21 protein-coding genes and 1 tRNA gene are annotated in these 19,749 nt (G+C 34.4%); 16 read left to right on the top strand and 6 right to left on the bottom strand.

Annotation, left to right across the window (positions count from 1 at the left end; translation table 11 throughout):
- Nucleotides 1–72: 72 nt before the first annotated feature.
- The 3 genes from HH304_RS05995 (at nucleotide 73) to HH304_RS05985 (ending at nucleotide 2,865) form a co-directional block, all read left to right on the top strand.
- Entirely contained in the window at nucleotides 73–651 is a 579-nt protein-coding gene (locus HH304_RS05995) for a YqgE/AlgH family protein (protein ID WP_169678971.1), read from the top strand.
- A 52-nt stretch (nucleotides 652–703) separates the two neighbouring features.
- On the top strand, nucleotides 704–2,701 hold the full coding sequence (locus HH304_RS05990) for a DUF349 domain-containing protein (protein WP_169678970.1): 1,998 nt from the start codon (nucleotides 704–706) through the stop codon (nucleotides 2,699–2,701).
- Between the two features lie 90 nt (nucleotides 2,702–2,791).
- Nucleotides 2,792–2,865: transfer RNA gene (locus HH304_RS05985), tRNA-Thr, on the top strand.
- Between the two features lie 624 nt (nucleotides 2,866–3,489).
- Here the strand turns inward: HH304_RS05985 and HH304_RS05980 are convergent.
- On the bottom strand, nucleotides 3,490–4,038 hold the full coding sequence (locus HH304_RS05980) for an REP-associated tyrosine transposase (RefSeq protein WP_169678968.1): 549 nt from the start codon (nucleotides 4,036–4,038) through the stop codon (nucleotides 3,490–3,492).
- A gap of 243 nt (nucleotides 4,039–4,281) precedes the next feature.
- Here HH304_RS05980 and HH304_RS05975 point away from each other — a divergent pair, with 243 nt between their 5' ends.
- Nucleotides 4,282–5,169, top strand: a complete 888-nt coding sequence (locus HH304_RS05975; RefSeq protein WP_169678966.1) for a bestrophin family protein — start codon at nucleotides 4,282–4,284, stop codon at nucleotides 5,167–5,169.
- Between the two features lie 41 nt (nucleotides 5,170–5,210).
- On the top strand, nucleotides 5,211–6,080 hold the full coding sequence (locus HH304_RS05970) for a bestrophin family protein (RefSeq protein WP_169678964.1): 870 nt from the start codon (nucleotides 5,211–5,213) through the stop codon (nucleotides 6,078–6,080).
- Nucleotides 6,081–6,569: 489 nt separating this feature from the next.
- Here the strand turns inward: HH304_RS05970 and HH304_RS05965 are convergent, their stop codons facing one another.
- Genes HH304_RS05965 through HH304_RS05955 form a run of 3 tightly spaced genes read right to left on the bottom strand, consistent with a single transcriptional unit; the run spans nucleotide 6,570 to nucleotide 8,565 of the window.
- Nucleotides 6,570–7,556, bottom strand: coding sequence for a tetratricopeptide repeat protein (locus HH304_RS05965; RefSeq protein WP_169678962.1), 987 nt, complete (start codon nucleotides 7,554–7,556; stop codon nucleotides 6,570–6,572).
- On the bottom strand, nucleotides 7,553–7,999 hold the full coding sequence (locus tag HH304_RS05960; protein ID WP_169678960.1) for an SRPBCC family protein: 447 nt from the start codon (nucleotides 7,997–7,999) through the stop codon (nucleotides 7,553–7,555). Before HH304_RS05960 ends, HH304_RS05965 begins: the two co-directional genes overlap by 4 nt.
- 17 nt (nucleotides 8,000–8,016) lie before the next feature.
- The gene (locus HH304_RS05955) at nucleotides 8,017–8,565 is read right to left on the bottom strand and encodes a YfiT family bacillithiol transferase (protein WP_169678958.1); all 549 of its coding nucleotides are present in this window, start codon (nucleotides 8,563–8,565) and stop codon (nucleotides 8,017–8,019) included.
- Between the two features lie 103 nt (nucleotides 8,566–8,668).
- Between HH304_RS05955 and HH304_RS05950 the strand changes: the two genes are divergently transcribed.
- The 3 genes from HH304_RS05950 (at nucleotide 8,669) to HH304_RS05940 (ending at nucleotide 10,639) form a co-directional block, all read left to right on the top strand.
- Nucleotides 8,669–9,532, top strand: a complete 864-nt coding sequence (locus HH304_RS05950) for a helix-turn-helix domain-containing protein (protein WP_169678956.1) — start codon at nucleotides 8,669–8,671, stop codon at nucleotides 9,530–9,532.
- Nucleotides 9,533–9,630: 98 nt separating this feature from the next.
- Nucleotides 9,631–10,242 carry a cysteine dioxygenase gene (locus tag HH304_RS05945; protein WP_169678954.1) on the top strand — a complete coding sequence of 204 codons (612 nt, stop codon included), beginning with the start codon at nucleotides 9,631–9,633 and terminating at the stop codon, nucleotides 10,240–10,242.
- Nucleotides 10,243–10,267: 25 nt separating this feature from the next.
- Nucleotides 10,268–10,639: a DsrE family protein gene (locus HH304_RS05940; RefSeq protein ID WP_169678953.1), complete on the top strand. Its 372-nt coding sequence runs from the start codon at nucleotides 10,268–10,270 to the stop codon at nucleotides 10,637–10,639.
- A 46-nt stretch (nucleotides 10,640–10,685) separates the two neighbouring features.
- Here HH304_RS05940 and HH304_RS05935 read toward each other — a convergent pair whose 3' ends face one another.
- Together HH304_RS05935 and HH304_RS05930 are read right to left on the bottom strand one after the other, a co-directional pair.
- Nucleotides 10,686–11,420 carry a hypothetical protein gene (locus tag HH304_RS05935; RefSeq protein ID WP_169678951.1) on the bottom strand — a complete coding sequence of 245 codons (735 nt, stop codon included), beginning with the start codon at nucleotides 11,418–11,420 and terminating at the stop codon, nucleotides 10,686–10,688.
- 93 nt (nucleotides 11,421–11,513) lie between these two features.
- Nucleotides 11,514–12,182, bottom strand: a complete 669-nt coding sequence (locus HH304_RS05930; protein ID WP_169678949.1) for an archaemetzincin — start codon at nucleotides 12,180–12,182, stop codon at nucleotides 11,514–11,516.
- Nucleotides 12,183–12,715: 533 nt separating this feature from the next.
- Here HH304_RS05930 and HH304_RS05925 point away from each other — a divergent pair.
- The 8 genes from HH304_RS05925 (at nucleotide 12,716) to HH304_RS05890 (ending at nucleotide 19,276) form a co-directional block, all read left to right on the top strand.
- Nucleotides 12,716–13,240, top strand: a complete 525-nt coding sequence (locus HH304_RS05925) for a DUF4365 domain-containing protein (protein ID WP_169678947.1) — start codon at nucleotides 12,716–12,718, stop codon at nucleotides 13,238–13,240.
- Nucleotides 13,240–14,331: a hypothetical protein gene (locus HH304_RS05920; protein ID WP_169678945.1), complete on the top strand. Its 1,092-nt coding sequence runs from the start codon at nucleotides 13,240–13,242 to the stop codon at nucleotides 14,329–14,331. Before HH304_RS05925 ends, HH304_RS05920 begins: the two co-directional genes overlap by 1 nt.
- Nucleotides 14,332–14,500: 169 nt before the next feature.
- Nucleotides 14,501–14,956 carry a hypothetical protein gene (locus HH304_RS05915; RefSeq protein ID WP_169678943.1) on the top strand — a complete coding sequence of 152 codons (456 nt, stop codon included), beginning with the start codon at nucleotides 14,501–14,503 and terminating at the stop codon, nucleotides 14,954–14,956.
- A 325-nt stretch (nucleotides 14,957–15,281) separates the two neighbouring features.
- On the top strand, nucleotides 15,282–16,145 hold the full coding sequence (locus HH304_RS05910) for a toxin-antitoxin system YwqK family antitoxin (protein ID WP_169678941.1): 864 nt from the start codon (nucleotides 15,282–15,284) through the stop codon (nucleotides 16,143–16,145).
- A gap of 215 nt (nucleotides 16,146–16,360) precedes the next feature.
- Complete coding sequence (locus HH304_RS05905) at nucleotides 16,361–16,624, top strand: hypothetical protein (RefSeq protein WP_169678939.1); 264 nt, start codon at nucleotides 16,361–16,363, stop codon at nucleotides 16,622–16,624.
- Nucleotides 16,625–16,797: 173 nt separating this feature from the next.
- Nucleotides 16,798–17,982, top strand: a complete 1,185-nt coding sequence (locus tag HH304_RS05900) for a tetratricopeptide repeat protein (RefSeq protein ID WP_169678937.1) — start codon at nucleotides 16,798–16,800, stop codon at nucleotides 17,980–17,982.
- Between the two features lie 319 nt (nucleotides 17,983–18,301).
- On the top strand, nucleotides 18,302–18,658 hold the full coding sequence (locus tag HH304_RS05895) for a hypothetical protein (protein WP_169678935.1): 357 nt from the start codon (nucleotides 18,302–18,304) through the stop codon (nucleotides 18,656–18,658).
- Nucleotides 18,659–18,841: 183 nt separating this feature from the next.
- The gene (locus HH304_RS05890) at nucleotides 18,842–19,276 is read left to right on the top strand and encodes a hypothetical protein (RefSeq protein WP_169678933.1); all 435 of its coding nucleotides are present in this window, start codon (nucleotides 18,842–18,844) and stop codon (nucleotides 19,274–19,276) included.
- The last annotated feature ends 473 nt before the right edge of the window (nucleotides 19,277–19,749 follow it).

Here is a 19,749-nt window from a genome sequence, read left to right as displayed (position 1 = left end):
CTAAAATTTTTGATTAAATTAAACATATAGCAAAATCGATCAAATAGTTAGAAAAGTGATGAAAGGATAATTATGGAATTCTTCCCAAAACCAGGTATACTTAATCCAGCTAAGGGATCATGTTTGATCTCAGAACCATTTTTACCAGATCCGAATTTTGAAAGATCTGTAGTTTTATTATGTGAAAATAATGAGGATGGTTCTTTCGGGTTTGTGTTGAATAAACCTTCAATACTAACCTTGAGTGAAGTTTTGGATGAAAAACCAGCATTAGACATACCATTGTATGTTGGAGGGCCTGTGCAGCAGGACACTCTACATTTTATACATAGAAGACCGGATCTTATAGACGAGGCTGTACCCCTGGGAAATGGAGTTTATTGGGGTGGTAATTTTGAGCAGGTCGTTAATTTATTAAGGTCAGGTATTTATTTAGATGAAGATTTTAAATTTTTTATCGGCTATTCAGGTTGGACTGCGGGACAATTACAAAAAGAGCTAGAAGAAACCTCATGGATAGTATCTGAGAAAACAGATCTGGATACAATCTTTGTTCACGGTTCTGAAGAGATATGGGGGGATATTTTGAGAAAGATGGGTGGAGAATTTAAGATGTTTGCAAATTATCCGCTCGACCCAAGATTAAATTAGTCTGGATTGTATAATTTTGGGCTACATGTATTTATAGAATAATAACACAATCATGTCAGATAAAGAAAAAAATGAGCTTGCTGGTGAGGATTCTAACATTGAAAAGAATCCTGTGAATGAGACTCAGGAGAGTCCGTTAGAAAATAACTCTGGAGAGGAAAAAGAAGAAAAGGTGACTTCAGAAGCTGATTCTGAAAAAGAGCCTGTTTCTGAAACTTCAGAAAATAAAGTCGAAGCAAATGCTACTGTCGATGATCATGATGATGATCATGACGATGATGACCATGACCATGATCATGATGATCACGATGAGGATGATGATCATGTTGACTATCATAATTTTTCCCGTGAGGAATTATTAAAGGTAGTTAAGGACCTAACTTCTGTTGATAATATGGCAAAGATAGGTCGCATCCTAAAAGAGGTAGTTCCGATATATGAAGAGTTTAAGGATAAGGAAAGACAAGAAGCACTCGATAAGTTTATCGAAGATGGTGGAGAGGAAGATGGCTTTGACTATAAATTTGATAAAACGACTGAGGAGTTTGACGCAACCGTTCAGTTGCTAAAAGACCAAAGGTCGAAATTTTACAGATCTCAAAAAGAGACTAAGCAAAAGAATCTTGATAAGAAAAATGAGATTCTTGAAAGACTCAGAGAGATCGTTGATGGTGAAGAGACTAATGTAAGTATAAATAAGCTTAAAGAGATTCAACAGGAGTGGAAGGATGTAGGTCCTGTTCCTGGTGGTTCTGCAAAGTCACTTTGGGCTAATTATAATGCTTTGATTGATCGTTTTTATGATAATCGAAGTATCTATTTTGAATTAAAAGAGCTTGATAGAAAGAAAAATCAAACTCTGAAGGAAGATCTTATCAAGCGAGCAGAAGCTCTTGAGAATGTAGAGATTCTTAAAGATGCAATTGCTGATTTGAATGAGCTTCATGAAGAATATAAGCATGTTGGTCCGGTACCGAAAGAAGTACAAGAAGATTTATGGACCAGGTTTAAAGCTGCATCTGATAAGGTATACATGCGTCGTAAAGAGTATGTAGAAAATCTTAAAAAGGATCTGGGAGAAAATCTTGATAGGAAACTTGCTTTAGTAGATAAGGTAAAGCCATTTGCTGATTTTAATACTGACAGAATCAATGAGTGGAATGCCAAGACTAAAGAAATTCTTCAGATTCAGAAGGAGTGGGATACAATAGGTGGCATGCCTAGAAACAAGGCAAAAGAGGTTAATAAGGATTTTTGGGGAAGCTTCAAATCATTCTTTAATAACAAAGGGAAATTCTTTAAAGAGCTTGAGAAAGAAAGAAAAGAAAATCTTAAGCTTAAGGAAGAGTTAGTTGCAAAGGCAGAAGAACTAATGAATAGTACTGACTGGCAGCAAACAGCTTCTGAAATGAAGAAACTTCAAACTGAGTGGAAAAAGATTGGTCCTGTACCTCAAAAAGTTAGAGAGGAAGTATTCAAGAAGTTCAAAACGGCATGTGATAAATTCTTCCAAAATAGAAGAGATCAGAATAAGCAGTTTGATCAGGATTATGAAAAGAATCTTGCTGCTAAGGAAGCAGTTATCTCTGAGATTCATAAAATGAGAGAGGGTGACTTGAATGATCTTGAAAAGCTAGAAGACAAAATGGATGATTTCTTTGAAATCGGATTTGTACCTAAGAAAGATATTAAAGCCACATTAGATAAATTCATACATGCTGTTGATCAGTTTCTTGATGAGAGTACAGAAATTGATTCTGAAGAAGGTGCCAGAGTTAAGATGATGGCAAGGTTTGGCAATATGAAAGGTGACAAAGCTGAAAGAAAGATGGTTCGTAAAGAAGGAGCTATCAGAAGACAGATCAGCAAACTTCAGGATGATATTGTAACTTGGAAAAATAACATGTCATTTTTTGCTTCTTCAAAAACTGCGGATAAGCTTTTAAAAGACTTTGAAGAGAAGATTGTATTAGCAGAGGATAAGATCGTTGAATTAAAAGAACAACTTCGAGTTTTGCAAGATCTTGAAAATGAGGCGAATCCTGAATAATACGAAAAAAAAGAAGATTTTTTTAAAAAAAAGGTTGGTCAGTTAAGGTAAGCTTACATATATTTGCATCGCAATTGAGCAACAAGGAACGCCCCCATAGCTCAGCTGGCCAGAGCAACTGACTTGTAATCAGTAGGTCGTTGGTTCGAATCCGACTGGGGGCTCAAAGAATATTAAGACCCATATCTTTAAGATGTGGGTCTTTTTTTTATGCACCATTTTGGGATGAGAACAAACGATGTTGGTTTGAAATCGAGGTGCGAGATTCACGAGGGGCTGTGCGGCATGCCTTTGGGTATGAGTAATCCGACTGGGGGCTCTAAATAAGAAAAGAGGACGAAAGAAGCGAGAGCGGAATTCGACCTCTTTTTTTATTCCACACACTTTCAACCTCAACCTCAGACTAATGTTTGATTTCTGCTCTTCAGGATTTGTAATCCTGAAGCCATATCAATGGATTTTTAATCCATAAACTCGGATTAAAGATCCTATCATAGGAGTTAGACATTGTAAATATCGAACAGCGTAAATTTTTAATGCCGCGGTACAAACGCAGTTCTCCTACACCCTCGTTACGCTTCGCTAAACAAGTGCGATTGAAGTTGACATGAGTCTATCGTTCTAGTTTGGTAAGGTCAGCATTTTTAATGCTTTTTAAAGCCGCGGTACAAACGCAGCTCTCCTACACACTCGTTATACTTTGCTAAACAAGTGCGATTGAAGTTAACGTGAGTCTATCGTCCTCGTTTGTAACGAGGATGAGTGAGGTTGGCATTTGTAATGCTATTTTATAAAACTATCACATCAATTAAACCTTTTCCATTTGAATAGTCTCTGGAACTACTATATGTGTAATCTTCAGGATTATCAACAATGCCGGATTTAACTGGATTATCATGGATGTAATTAACTTTTTGCCAGATATTAATTTGAGAATCTATTTCAATACAATGATTAGAATCTTTCCATAATTTATACTTTTTAGCTCGCTGTGTTCTTCTTGCTTCAAAACTAAACTTATCTAATAGCCAATCTTTTCTGCTTTCATTAATCCTGCTTATTTCTTTGATGATTGCTTTTGAAGTATGTTTTTTAAAGTCTCTCAGGAAATGAGAAAATTGATGTGGAGGATTAACTGTTCCAACAAAATGGATATGATTGGACATAATAACCCAACTGTATAACTCAAGACCTTTATTTTGAATACAATAATTAAATGAATCAACTATAATGTCTTTATATTCCTTTCTTGTAAATATATCGATCCATTTTACGACAGTTATAGTGCAAAAATATATTCCGTTTTGATCATTAATTTTATATCTATCTCCAGACATTTTATATGACTTTATTTTAGTATCAAATTATCTACTAAAGATGTTTTAGCATAGAAATAAACGGTTACTTCAAATATTTTTAATGCCGCGTTATAAACGCAGATCTCCTACACACTCGTTACGCTTCGCTAAACAAGTGCGATTAAAGAAAACGTGACACCATAGCTTATTCATCTAAAACATAATCATAGTACGTGTGTTTATTATAATATTTGAATAAATTATATGATAATGTTATGATTTATGTATCTTAAAAATAGTAAGCCTTTTGCCTCACTAATAAAAGCAATTAAGTATGACATCATCATATTATTTATTGTTTCAGTACTAATTGGTTATTTCGATAATAATTTATACTTACTTCAGGAATTTAACCTGGCTATTCCAGGGTTTATTGGTACAGCTATTATCGTTACCCTGGCTTTTAAGACCAATAAAGCCTATGCTCGTTGGTGGGAGGCAAAGATGATTTGGGAGGGGATTGCTTCAAATACTAGAAACTGGAATCGGTTTGTGATTAGCACAGTTTTTCCTGTTGATAATTCCATGGCACATATCTTGATCTACAGGCAACTTTTGTGGAATGAAATTCTTAAGAATCGTTTAAGAAATCGACAAAATGACCTCATGAATACAGAGCTTTCTCCAGAAGAAATAGCATTTTTATCTGATCAGGATAATCTAAATCAAGGAATCTTATTTTTACAGGGAAAGTCCTTAATGGATGAATTTGATAAGAAGTCTATCAATGTATTTATTCATGTCCAGTTTGAGGAGATGATCAAAGAATTTGAAAACTTGATGGGAAAGGCTGAAAGAATTAAGAATACTGTCTTTCCAGTTTCGTTTAAGATATTGCTTCACTTTGCTATTTATTTCTTTTGTATTATTTCCGCTTATTTCATTTCTGATAATGTGGTGTTTTTTGAGGCTTCTGTTTCATTTGTGATTTCTGTTTTATTCCTGGGTTTTCTTCAGATATCTTCAGAATTACAAGATCCCTTTGAGGATAAACCTACGGATACTCCAATGAATTACATTTGTCATCAATTAAATAAAGAGACTCAGCAAGTACTAAAAGATATGGATTTGATTACCAGGGAAGAATTCACTAGCACCTATATAATGTAACGAGTATGATTCTTAAAAAGACAATACCCATTCGATACATCATGAAATCAATTAAATGGCAATTATTGTTAGTTGTCGTTGTTATTATCATTACAGCTTTTGTTGGGGATATTCTTGATCGATATACTAAAATTGAGCATCCGATAGGTATCCCGGCATTTTTCGGGACAGCTATTGCATTCGTTCTGGCATTTAGAACAAATCAAGCTTATGATCGTTGGTGGGAAGCACGCAAAATCTGGGGCTCTATAGTTAATAATTCCAGAAGTTGGTTTCGTATGGTATTGACATTAATAAAGGCTAATTCTGATAAAGATAAATTGATATGTGAAAAGCTAATTAAAAGGCAGGTTGCATGGAATTATATCCTTTCCAGAAGATTAAGAGATAATGATAGTCTGGATGGAATAGAAAGATATTTTGAAGATTCTGAGTTTATACAAATTAGAAACAGCATAAATCCTAACCAAACCATATTATTGATGCAAAGTCAGGATATAAGGGCTCTCACTATAAATCATCAAATTGAAGATCTGCATCATATTCAATTGGAAGACTGTTTGAGATCTTTTGAAGACTCAATGGCGAAAGCAGAACGGATCAAAAACACCCATTTTCCAGTATTATATGATCATTTGATTAGTGTTTCAATTTATCTTTTTGCATCCTTGCTGGCATTTGCAATTGTAGATTCCTCACATGTTTTTGAAGTGATCTTTTCGACAATTATTTCAGGACTTTTCCTTACTATTGAATTCGTTGGAACTGAATTGCAAGATCCGTTTGAGGATAAACCCTCTGACACTCCGATGACGGCTATTTCCAATTCGATTCAAAGAAGTGCATATCAGTTACTCAAACTTCCTTTGGAACCTGAAGAAACTGCTCAATTTGATTTTTATTTGAAGTAGAAGTTGTAAATCTATTTTAGGATGCTATTCCTGATGTTAGCACAACGCATCTGGAGTCATGAAAAAAATATAGATTTCAATTTTTTTACTTTGAATCTGCGTTATAAACGCAGTTCTCCTACACCCTCGTTACGCTTCGCTAAACAAGGGCGATTAAAGTTGACATGAGTCTATCGTCCTCGTTTGTAACGAGGGTGAGTTAGGCCAGCATTTTTAATGCTTTTTAAAGCTGCGTTATAAACGCAGTTCTCCTACACCCTCGTTATGCTTCGCTAAACAAGGGCGATTAAAGTTGACATGAGTCTATCGTCCTCGTTTGTAACAAGGATGAGTGAGGTCAGCATTTTTAATGCTTCTTAATGCTGCGTTACAAACGCAGTTCTCCAACACCCTCGTTATGCTTGGCTAAACAAGTGCGATTAAAGTTAACGTCAGTCTATCGTCCTCGTTTGCAACGAGGATGTGTGAGGTAGGCATTTGTAATGCTATTTAAATCTCCGACTTGATCTGCTCAATGACTTCATTCCAAGGTTCTTCGCCCATTTTCTTTCTGGCTTCATCATTGGCTTCAATAAGTAACTTAAGCGCCTTTTCCTTGTCCATCTCTACCCCAAGTCCATTGAAATAGTAAAATGCCAGGTCAGCCTTGGCTACAAAATTACCAAGAGAAACAGCCTTGTTTACATATTCAATAGCCTTATCATGGTCTTCAATACCATATTCATCGTTGATGTATAGCTTCGATAGTTTCAAATATGCCCTGTCAGCAAAGCGGTCGAACTCGGTTAGTTCCTCCAGCATTTTGACAGCTAACTGGTGGTCTGATGGTTTATAGTCAATAATGAAGTCTGCCAGTTCATACTTTTCGTCTTCATCGCCCAGCTCCACAGATTTCTTCCTCCATTTGATCACTTCCTCGATATCCATATCATCCTGGAATGAATAGTAATCTGCCAGTTCTGCCGCTGCCTCCGGATGACCAGCCTCAGCAGCCTGTCTTAATAATGTTGCTGCGTATTCATTGATCTCTTCGGAATAGTCCTCATCATAAGGTGAAGTCATCAAACTAAATGCATACCAGTAAACACATCCCGGGTAATCTTTTATCGGACTGATATCTATGGATTGATAATTTTCAGTAGTAGTGGCTTCGATAAGTTCTTCGGTTTTGTCATAATGGAGAATGTCATCGAGTGAATAAGCGAAGAAAGGCTTCCCGAAGCTTTCATCAGCCAAGTAGATGTGGTGAGGAGCAGACTGGTCTAGTTTATAAAACAAATACTGACCATCGGAATTATCAGCGATGGCAAACTCATTTTCATTTAGCAAGTCTTCATTGATCAGCTTATTAGATTGATCAACCGCTATTGTTTGTGGCCAGAAATTCCAGTCCTCAATTCTATAAAAAACGGATTTTTGATTATTACCAATCTCATTCAGAAGGTTTATATATTCTTGAGGTAGCATATTGCTCATATTACAGGGTCAGTAGATTCAACAAAATTTTTAAAACTGTCCATATAAACGGCAGTTTGTTTCTTGAAAGCGCCAGGCATAAACCACCCCATTAACTTCATGAATCCCTTAAGCTGGAATTCCTGTTCTGAAAAATACAGAGTAGTGTTGTCATCGATCTTTTTAAAACCATTATGGTTGATGTTCATAACACCATTTGCTTCATACGAGGCCGAAAATACTGAGGGTAGATCATTTTTAATAATAGTTTCGATCATTTCCATTTCACGATTTTTCATTTTGAAAGACATTTTTGCCTTCGCACCGGTTTCTCCGGGTGTACCACTGATGTGTTCATAGGTTTGGAGGCCGTCCATCCATTTCTTCAGATTATCAGCATTGTTAAATTTTGATACTACCTCGTCAATGGGTTTGTTAATGGTTCTTTCTACTCTGTATTTCATCGTGTGTGGGATTGAAGTTAAATTACATTACCGTACTCTCCGTTATGGTCAATGGCTTGTTGAATATGTGCAAGATGGTGCCTGCTATGCCATGAATATGTGCCAACAGTTTCACGGATTGTAAAGTGCTTGTTGTGTTCAGGGTGGAAGTAAACTCTTTCCATTTGCTCTTCGGAAAGACTTCGTAGTAATACCACCCATTTCTTGTGCAATCCATCCAGGATCTTTAATGAATAATAAATATTATCACTGGTGGCATCGGCAGTTTCAGCCCAGAGGTCTTCAAAGTAAGGCCTTATTATCGGAGAGTCTTCCGTTAGCGCCAGTTTAAATCTGATTATACTATTGATATGACTATCTGCGCAATGGTGAACAACCTGCTTGATTGTCCAGCCTCCGGGTCTGTATCTCCAGTTTAACTGTTCTTCCGTGAGGTCTTCCACCAGGTTATGAAGCTGATCAGGAAATGATTCAATGTCATCTATCCAGCTATTGAGAATAGACGAAGTGATTGATTCAGGTTTTGAGTATTTCCCGATAGGATATTTCAGCTGTTCTAATTCCATTTGTTGATTTTTTGATAATTAAAAATACATCTTTTACCTAATAAATGTGTTAAATATTCATATTTGATATGGAAATAATTAAATTAGGCTAAAGAGTCAAACCATGCTTAATTTCTATCAGATAGTCAGAGATAACCTCAACTTCAACAGGTTTCAATATAAAGACACTGTTTGCCTGGAATATACCTGCCCGATTGATGCTGACCAGATTGGTATCTTTTCTAAAAATGATGTTGTAGTTTATGTGCTTAGCGGCAAGAAAACATATAAGACTCTTGATGGAGAATGGACGATCAACCAGGGTGAAGCCCTTTATCTGAAAAAAGGTGCCGAGGTGATTAATCAATATTTTGATGATGAATATTGTATGCTGGGGTTCTTCCTTTCTGATGACCTGATCTGCGAAACCTATAAAGAAGCGCGGACTAATATGCAGCTCAATTGTCTGGACGAAGCCGTTGACTTTACCGGAAAGCAAGTGCCATCCTCAGATTACCTTGATGGATACTTTCATTCGATGCTGACCTATTTCAGGGGAGAAAACCGTCCTCCGGATCATATTATGGTTTTGAAACTGAAAGAGCTGCTGATCAACCTGATGGATACCGATTCGCAATTGACCACCTATTTCAACTGCCTGGCCAATCAGGACCGTCCATCCATAAAAGAGATTATGGAAAAGAACTTCTGTTTTAACCTCAAGCTGGAAGATTATGCCGAACTCTGTCACTGTAGCCTTTCTACTTTCAAGCGGGAGTTTAGTAAGATATTTAATGAGTCTCCCGGTAAGTGGATACTCCAAAGAAGATTGAAGCATGCTGCTAATATGATTGCCGGCTCAACGATGAATGTCACACAGATAGCCTTTGAATCCGGCTTTGAAGACCTTTCCCATTTCAGCAGAACCTTCAAAAATATGACCGGATATTCGCCTTCAGAATATAAAAAATCACTGGTTGAGGCCTGATTTTTAAAGATTGAACTTTTAAGACAACTCTTCGAACTTTTCAGCAAAGTTTAAAAGTGTAAATGTTTGCTCCTTTGTAATACGAAAAAGGAACAATCATGAAAACACAAGCCAACCACCAATCTGCTGATCATAAATATCACTTCAAATCTATAAATGTAAATTATGATCGTATAAACAGACACCGTAACCAGTTTGATACTGATACCCAGTCTGATGTAAACTTCGAAATGACTCCTGATGCCCGTGTGAAAATGGCGTTGGGCCTGATACCTGAACTTTCAGACTTCTGTACTGAACTGTTTAATTCACTGGATCTTGGTCAGGATACCCATTCCGCATTGCGATTTGTGCCTACATTGAAAACATTGAATTACCTCGATGTCAGAAGCATCAATAATATGATCAGTAACGAAGAAGACTCACATGTGCTGATCGAAAACGAGCTGATGAAAGTCGTGTTGATTCACTGGGCACCCGGTAAGATCAGTTCAATCCACGGACACCCTAAAGGCGGCTGTGTATTCAAAGTAATTTATGGAAGCCTTGAGGAATTGCGATATACTTCAGACGATTCTCCTGAGTTACTGGCCCGTAGTACCTATCGATCAGGCGCCATTGCTTATATCGATGACAGTATAGCTATGCATGCCGTTGGAAATCCATTTCGCGAACATGCCATCTCCATTCACGCATACACTAAATATTAATAGATAACCACAAATAATTATAATCATGGAAACCACACCAGGAAAACTAGTAGTAGTAATAAGTCAGGGATTAGATGACGAGCGTTCTTCAGTAGCATGGAGTATTGCCAACGGGGGAATAAACTCCGGACTCGATGTATCTGTCTTTCTTGTCAGTTCAGGCGTTGACTGGGTAAGAAAAGGAGCCGCAGATAAGGTTCATCTGAATCCGCTGGATCCGCTAATGATCGATATGATCAAAAATGTCATTGCCAATGGCAGCAAGATCGTGGTTTGTCCTCCGTGTGCTAAAGTTCGCGGCTATGAGGCATCAGACCTGCTCGATGACGTGATCATCATTGGATCAGGGTTTATCCACGATTCAGTAAAAGAAGGCGCTGCAATATTAAGTTTTTAATTTGATTTTGATTTGTTGAAGACCGGTAAAGCATTTACCGGTTTTTTTATGCCCCGGCATACCAGTACATGATACTTTGCCACCATCCCCAGTCGTTGGAACTATACATTAAAAGGTGCTGGGCAACCATGAATATCAGTGCCGGCATGTAAGTCACTTTTATCTCTTTGGCCTTCCTTTCAGAAAAGATCAGGATCAAAATTGTCACTTCTATGATCAGGTACGAATAGGTGAGGGCAGGGTTGAATCCATCAGCCAGATTGAACACAAAAAACACCCGTGTGAGAGCGGGAATTAGTGGTGCAAAGATGGTGCAGACCATGTATCGGGCATGGAGCTTGATGTTTTTACGGTTGATCAGCGCCAGGTAGTAAAAGGATAGAAAGGCGACCAGCGTGGTGATATCGATAAAAGCCAGCTTATAGACCGTATTGGGTGGATAATTCGCCTGTCCGATGATCATATTCTTCATCATGATGAGTCCGGCGATAAGGATGATCGGTACCAGTACAAGTGTTGACCATCCGATGATCCGGTGCAGTTTAAGGTTGTTGAGTTTGTATAGTAGCGGCTGGATGATGAGCAGGACCATCCATGTCGTGGTACTGGCACCGTGGAGGTGGTACACAAAAGTAAAGGAAGAGAACTGCGAAAGTACAGATCGTGAAAAGCCGATTATCACAGCGACTAAAGCAAAAGAGAGAAAGATAAACGAATTTTGATAGAACCGTTTATTAGTGGAGATGACGGTGGATTCATTTTGTTTATTTGAGTTATCCATTTTTGAAAGAGTGGTGTAGTCAGATCAAAATATGAATAATTATTTTGATTTTCAAATATGATAAAGCATTGATTATCAGTGTTGATGGAGGCTTTAAAAGCTGAAATTAAACATTTCCATGATTTTCAGCTTATTTTGACACGAACTGCATAGATCTAGGCTAACATTATCTATCGTTTTTATTGATTCGGCTGCATCCTGCATGACACATACCAGACCAGATTTACAATGTTTCAGTCCAAGATTATGGCCAACCTCGTGGATACTTATTTTTTTTAGTCTCTCTAAAGATTTTGACTGGCTAATTGTTTTTGTACGGTAGTCAGAGACAATTGCAGATCTTCCGGGACGGTGTGCCAACCCGAATATGCCCCAGTCCTTATATTTTGATTCAGGTTTTTTGATATTTCCATGAGTATCACGTTTGGTAAATGAAATATCCCTGTTTGTTACACCTAAAATGAAATCTATGGAATCAGGAATACTTCCAAGCTGAATATTCAGAATACTATCAGCACGATATCTTGGTCCTTTAATGTTAATAAACGATGTAGGAGGAACGGGTTTGGCAGGTAAAATCACAGTGGGGATATTTAGTTGGTGTGAAATAACAGATGAAACCTCCTTACTTAAATGGTCAGGGAAATTGCCATAGGGTTGAATAGCAATAGTTCTTGATTTGAGAGATTTGAATACTCCAAATGAAGTTAAGAGCAAAACAACAATCAGGATAACAAGTTTATAATTCAGTTTACTTTTCAATTTTTCGAGATTAAAAATGATGCGTTGATATTAATAGTTTTAACAAGTGAGTTATCATCTAAAATAGATTGATTGAAATAATATTTTGAGTCGTATTTAAACAAGAATATTACGATAAAAGGAATGATTAAATTGGATGAATAAAAAGCTGGCTTCATGTTGACTTAAAAATGGTAAAGTTGATGATAATAATTTAATAAAACAACGATAAAAGGGGAGTGGAAAGTATAAAGAGGACAGGTCAATTATAATAAAAATAATAGTAGGGAATAATACTTTACTTTTTGCGAATGATTACCAGTTGGTTGTGGATTTAGTTTTGGATTTTTGGAATTGAAAGGTTACTTTCAGCATTTAATTAAGTATATAAAAACAGGAATATTTGAATTTAGAGCTAAAATCAGATTTTCATAGAGTTTTAATGGATTTATTAATAGCCAAAACATCATCATATATAAGTTATAAGAGCAATAGAGTTGTGTTTATCCTTCGTTGATGGTAATTGAAACCATAATCCTATAAGAGAAAAATATATGACTGAAACAGATATAATGGAAGAGCTTTCTAAAGGTTACTTAGAAGTAATTGCCAATAGAAGCGGGTTCTTTAATTCAATTCATAGAGATTATGGTACAGACCTGTCTATAAGAAAAGCCAAGTTGTGTCAAAACAGAAGGCGCTATTTAACGACAGGAAAAGCGATAGATATACAAGTTAAAGCTGTTTCAGAAAGGTATGTAAATTATCTTAATGACCCTTCAAGAGATAATATTAAGTATAAACTTGAAGTAAAGAATTATAATGATTTAATAGATAGAGCAAATGAAAAAGGGGCATTTATTCCTCTTATTTTAGCTGTTTTTGTGATGCCAGAAAATAAAGACGAGTGGATTCATTTAACGCCGAAAGAATTGCTAATTCGTAAATGTGCATTTTGGTATCAAATACCTACTGGTCAGATTCATTCAACAAATGAAAACACAGTTACAATTGACATTCCTAAAGTTAATAGAATAGGATTAGATTTTTATAATAATCAATTTGCAGCACTAGACTAATGAGTAGGTATAAAGAACAATTAATTATAGAGTTCCTTAGTTCTAGAGGCTGGGAATTTATTAGAGAAGGAAGCCTGTTTAATTATTTTTCTCCACCTGAACTATTAAACTTGCCAGTTGATTTTGAAATTGAAATTCCGAAATATTCCAAAGGAAAAAGCGGTTTCGATTACTATATAAATAATCTCATAAAAGAGTTATCTAGCATACTTTTCTTTGATACAAAATCAGATGATTTAAGCATTTTATTCTCAAAAGATGACTCAATTTTAAAATATAGAATTTTTGATGCAGAAACATTGGATGGAACTATTCCTTTCCAAAAGCATTTAGAATCATTAGAGGGTTTTAAGAAAGTATTATCACAAGCTGTAACATTTGAGATAACAAAACAACCAATTTTTGGAGCTGCAAAGTTTGAAGTTGATAGTTATCTTAATCGCTGTAGAGCATTACAAACAGAAAAAGGGAGTTATGTTACAAAATTATCTATTCCAAATGGTGAAATATATTCTACAGTATCTGTTTTAGATGCAAATGGTATAAATACGAAGTTGTTTGATGTTTTTGAATTTATTGAAGATGAGATTTTTAATACTAAAACCCAAATAGAAATAAATGAAAATTACATTCAAGATATATCAGAATTTCTTAACTATGAATTATTTCATTCGATTAAAGATTTATATAGTAAACCCCAAATTAATAATATTGAATTACAGCTTTCTTCTGTCAAACAATTTAGGAAGGTACAAACAACTAAGGTGCAAAGCCGAATTCCTTACTTTAATCGATATCTAAGAGAAATTAAAAATCTATTATTAGAATTAGTCTCATTAGAAGCGACTGGTTTTATAAAAAGGTTATCTTCTACATCACCACTTCATTCATCGAATAATGAAGTTTTAATTGTGGCAGAAATAGCAAATACGCAGGAAACTATTAAAGTAATTTTAGATAGTGAAGAATATATTGAAGCAATAGAAGCTCATAAACATGAGTGGGCGGTTAGAATAAAAGGAAAAGCTAGACAAGGGAAAACACAATTATCAATTAAAGAATTAGAATTGTTTGAAATTCTAAGAAAATAGCTACCCAACTAGCGAAAGATTGATCTTGTACTTTTTTGTCAGAATCAGGATTTTCAAGATTTAATGATTTTCAGGATAATTGATTTTCATTCTCTAGCTGTCTAAAGTTTAGCTTTAGTGTAACTTCATACTTTTAATGAAAAGTTGGAATTTTATCTTTTAAAACAATATGAAACATAAATCCATATTATTTGCTGTGGTGGTTTTATTGCTTGTTTCTTGTAAGGATTGGTCATCAAAAGAAATAACAATAAAAGAGGGACTTAAATTTGAGTTTTATAATTGCTGGACTCATCCATTTTTAGCTGAAGGAGAAAGAAAAGTGAAAATTGGTAATGATACATTTCATTTTCCTATGAACACTGGAGGCTGTAGGGAAATTAATATTTTCATAGATAAATTTGAAGGTAAAAGTATTCTAATATTTCAAGATATAACCACTCTTACGGTAATAGATCTGGATAATAAGATAATACTTTATCAAGCGGAAGAATATGATTTTATCAAGCGGAAAGAACAAGTTAAATATTGTGGAAGAATTCATGTCGGAGATGAAATTGAATTTCTGGATCCTCAAGAAAGTGCATTAATAGAATTGGATGGTAGAATAAGAATTTTTATGTAATATTTAATGAGTCCTCACTTTTTGGAGTTAAGCCCAACTAGCGCAAGATTGATCTTGTGCTTTTTTAATATTGGCTGGATACTGGTTCAAGCATTTGCTTGGACCGATCTTTATTAGTTCTTTTTTTGAATGGGTTTTAGCTTTAGGCTTTTAATGAAAAGAAGGTATTGTATCCCGGGCATTTGAATAAGCATTTTTATTAATATTGGGATATCGATCAAAATGGGACTTTTTTGCATTTTTAGGTTATAAATAATATCGAAGTTGTCCTTCGGAACACACTGCGTATATCTAAATCGAAATTTGAGCTAACAGAAACTATTTTATGAAGGAGAAAATAAAGATTCAATATAAAATTATTTTGAGCTTAACATTATTATTAGTTGTATTATCTGGTTGTTTTAAAACAATTGATAATAGGCAAAATGATTTATTGCTCTATAAAGAGGATACCATAAAGCTAGAAGCAAGATTATTTGAGAATGGTGATACTGCAGCTATAATATCCTATTTAGATTCTAGTGAAACTAAAGTCAAACATGGATTTGTTAAGGATTTTTATAGAAATGGAAATCTAAAAGGTATTCATGAATTTAATAAGGGTAATAAAGATGGTGGTTTTGAAACTTATTATGAGAATGGAAATTTAAGGGAGAAGGGCAAGTATCGTAATGGGAAATTAGACAGTCTATATAATTCTTATTATGAAAACGGGAATCCTAAAGGGACTTTTCTTTATTTGGAAGATAATTTTATAGGGGAATGTATTTCATACTATGAAAATGGTTCGGTAAAGGATTATGGCTTTTATATCCCTAACGGAGAATTAGTTTTCTCAGTCAATTATGACATTAATGGAAATATTGTCAATGAAAATGGAGAGAAAATAATGCTATTCAATTTTGGTAAAAAGAATCTAAGTTATGAGGTTGGCGAAGAGCTTAATCTAAGTTTATATATTCCAAATCCACCTGACAAGAGTTTTAAATTAAATACAAAAATTGAAAATTCATCTGGTGAAATAATTTATGATAATGATTTTACTGAAACACGGAATGGAATTGTTAAAATAAAACACACTTTATTGGAAAAGGGGCACCATCATGTAATTTTGAATGCACATTATTTTGTTCAGGACTCTTTATTTGATCAAATTGATGAGACTATAGGTTTTAAGGTCATTGAATGACCCTCATCTGGCCCCAACTAGCGCAAAATTGATCTTATGCTTTTTTTAATATAGGCTGGATACTGGTTCAAGCATTTGCTTGGACCGATCGTTATTAGTTTTTTTTTGAAAAATGGAGTTTATCTTGGGGTAGTCTATATTTGTGGTTTATTTATTTTTTTATCTCCAGATTCGGAGGGTAAGTAGCCACGAATTTGTTAACAATAAAGAGAGAGATGGCAGGAATTTTAGTATATATAGCTTTAGCATTATTAGTTGCAGTTATAGGAAATAATAGAAGAATTGGTTTTTTGAAAACCTTGATATTTGCGTTGATATTGACTCCTTTTATTGCAGTTTTCATTGCCTTGAATTCAGGTCGTTTAGATGCCCGTGGTTGTATTCATTGTGGTAATGAGTATAATGAAGTAGAGTTTTGCGGCTTATGTGGTAAAAATGAAGAAGGATTGACTCGCGAAGAAGTGATTTCTCAAGCCTAAGAAACTACAATTCTACATTTCGGAGTTTAGCTTCATCATAACTTCAAACAATAATTATTTAATGTTTTGATTTTTGGTTTTGACTACTATTTTTGAACTGAGCAAATTTTTTAACCAACAATAGAACAGGGTAGATACTTCACTTGTGACTTTTTTATCCACCATTTATCAATATGGAGTTTTTATTAGATTTAGCATTAATTTATGTGTTAGTCATTATAGCAGGAGCAGTAACTACTATTGTTCATGAAATGGGTCATGCTATCGCCGGGCTTCTGGTTTTTAAAGGTCCAATACATGTTTATATAGGTTCATATGGAAAATCCGATAGTGATCTTAATTTAAATCTTGGGCGACTTAAAATATCTTTCAAATATAAACTTCATTATTGGAGAGGTGGATTGTGCATTGCTGGTACACCCGAAAAATCATTGGTTAGACTTTACCTGTTTACTCTATGCGGACCAGTAGCTTCGTTGATTATAGCTATAACTGCTCTTCTGTTTTTGATTTATTCCGATATTCAAGATGTTATGTTTTTGGGTACGATGGTTTTATTGGTATCAGCCTCAATTGATTTTTTAAGGAACATTATTCCTGAGCCAAATCCAATTATTCTAGATGATGGTGGTATCACATTTAACGATGGTCAGACATTAAAGTATTATCGGGAGTTTAAAGATGTTTATAATGAAATTCTTACACTATCTCAATTATATCAATCAAATGAATTTGAAGAGGGGTTGAAATTCTTTAGTTCGTTAGAAAATCCAGAGACAAATAAACACTTAGCCTCAATTGGAAGTGCTTTCCTGATTAAACTGGGTAGAGACCAGGAAGCAATTGATTTAATGGATAAGAGTAAAAAACATAAAAGCAACAAAAAATGGACTGCTGATCAGTATATCAATTATGCTTTGGCACATGCTCATTTAGAGAAATATGAGAAGGCATTAGAATATTATGATAAGTCCTTAAAATTGAATCCAAACTGCTTTGTTTCTTTAAACAACAAAGCCTACACATTTACAATTATCGGGAAATACAAAGAAGCAATTGAAGATGCTAATAAAGCAATAGAAATAAACCCGGCATTTGCTTTTTCCTATAACAACAGAGGGTTAGCCAAAATCAAAATTGGAAATAAAGAGGATGGTTTAATAGATATTTATAAATCTATTGAGCTTGATGATAAGAACTCATATGCATACAAAAATTTAGGTATTTATCATCTTGAGAATGATCAACTAGAGTTGGCAATAGAAAATTTTAACAAGGCGAATGAACTTGATCCTAAAACAGAAGGTCTAGAAGAATTGATTATTGAAGCAAATAAAAAAGTATTGAAGGAGATTTAATTAGTGCTAATGGCATGAGTTGCTTATTAGCATAACATTTGATGAATCATTGCTGTTTTCAACCTAACTTAAGACTTTATATCAAAAACATGGACTTCGAAACGATAAAATGTTTTTATAATTACATAGAATTTTTTAATACGATTTCATTGAGATGACATCAGATACTATCAGAATAGAGAAGAAAAAGATTAAAAGTATTCTATTTATATTATATGGTATAATCAAGATACCCATGTTTTTATATTTTATCATACAGTTGCTAATTTATAAGCATGATATTTCAGGTATTGAATTTTGTTATTTAATGATCCTTTTGGTGATATTATTAGTTTCACTATTTTTTTTAATTGAATCGATCAGGGAATTATTATCCGGAAAACCAGAGTTTGAAATAACCAATAAGCATATAATTCCTCATAATGAGTCATTTTTTAGAAAGATACCATTTTCTGATATTACAGGATGCGATATATTTTATATAAAACACTCAATCCTTATTGGTTTGTATTTAAAAGATGATTCTTTAATTAAGGACAATGTCAATAAAGCCCAGAGGATGGTAATGGGGATTCCAAAGGATAAAAAGAAGGTTACAATGATTTCATTAACCGTTGCAAAAATTGATCCTTCAGAGTTTAAAGAGCTTATATTGGAAAGATCCGGACTGAAATAATGATGTCCAAATTATGGAAGCTGAACAGTTAGCATGTTTCTTTCATTTTGCTTCAGGGAAACTATAGACTTTTAAAAAGAAATAAGGATTGTTTCCAGGGCATAGATTTATATCCTTTCAACTATTATCTTGCATCTTATTTATCAATATGAATAATTTTCAATTACAAAGTATTTTTTAATCATGAGAAACCTTTTTGTATTACTATTCTTGCTTGGTCTTTCTTTCACTTCATATTCTCAGGAGGAAAAGGTTTATGCCTATAACGATGAGGAATTAATAGAGAAACCTGCTCCAACTCCGGAATTCACCAAATGGATTAAGAAAAACAATGAGAAAATTGGTAAGTCAGCACCTCATAGTACAAAAGAGACAACCAAAGTTACCTTGGTGTTTTTAGTTGATAAACAAGGTGATCTTAAGAAAATATTTATAGCGAGAGGAATAGGGCAGGGGTATGATGAATATGCTCATAAATTGTTTACAGAAAACCCACATAAATGGACTCCTGGAAAAAACTCAAAATCTGAACCTGTTGTAACTGAAGTTTATTATCGACTTGACTATATCAAGAATAAGAATAAAGTAGTAAACGGTGATAATTTGCTTATTAATTAAGGATTTTGGAAAGCATAATTCTATTAACAGGCAATATCGGAGCAGTTGTGAATATCTTCTTATTTATACTATTTGTTATTGCAATAGTCGTTTTTGTAATAATTAATCGACTGCTAAACAAGAAGGTTGAGCAGAGATTAAGAAGATATTTATATAGCATTCTGTTGACTGTTGTTGTTATTTTTCTGCTTCTGTTACTTTTAAGGTTATACATTTATTTAAGCTTGGATTGAGAAGAATAAATTGTGCTTCAAAACATTTGTGTTGTAAATGCTGCGTTACAAACGCAGTTCTCCAACACCCTCGTTATGCTTAGCTAAACAAGGGCGATCAAAATATTTTATCGTCTTTATTTGTAACAGATTCATTCGCCAGCTGGCTCAGAATGACGGTATATTGTTGCTTATCGTCCTCGGATGTAACGAGGATGTGTGAGGTTGGTATTTATAATGCCGATTTTTGATAAAGAATAA

The organism is Marinigracilibium pacificum (assembly GCF_012926615.1).
In the GTDB taxonomy this organism is placed as follows: domain Bacteria; phylum Bacteroidota; class Bacteroidia; order Cytophagales; family Cyclobacteriaceae; genus Mangrovivirga; species Mangrovivirga pacifica.
The sequence above is the reverse complement of the archived record's forward strand: the minus strand, read 5'-3'. Positions and strand labels throughout refer to the sequence as shown.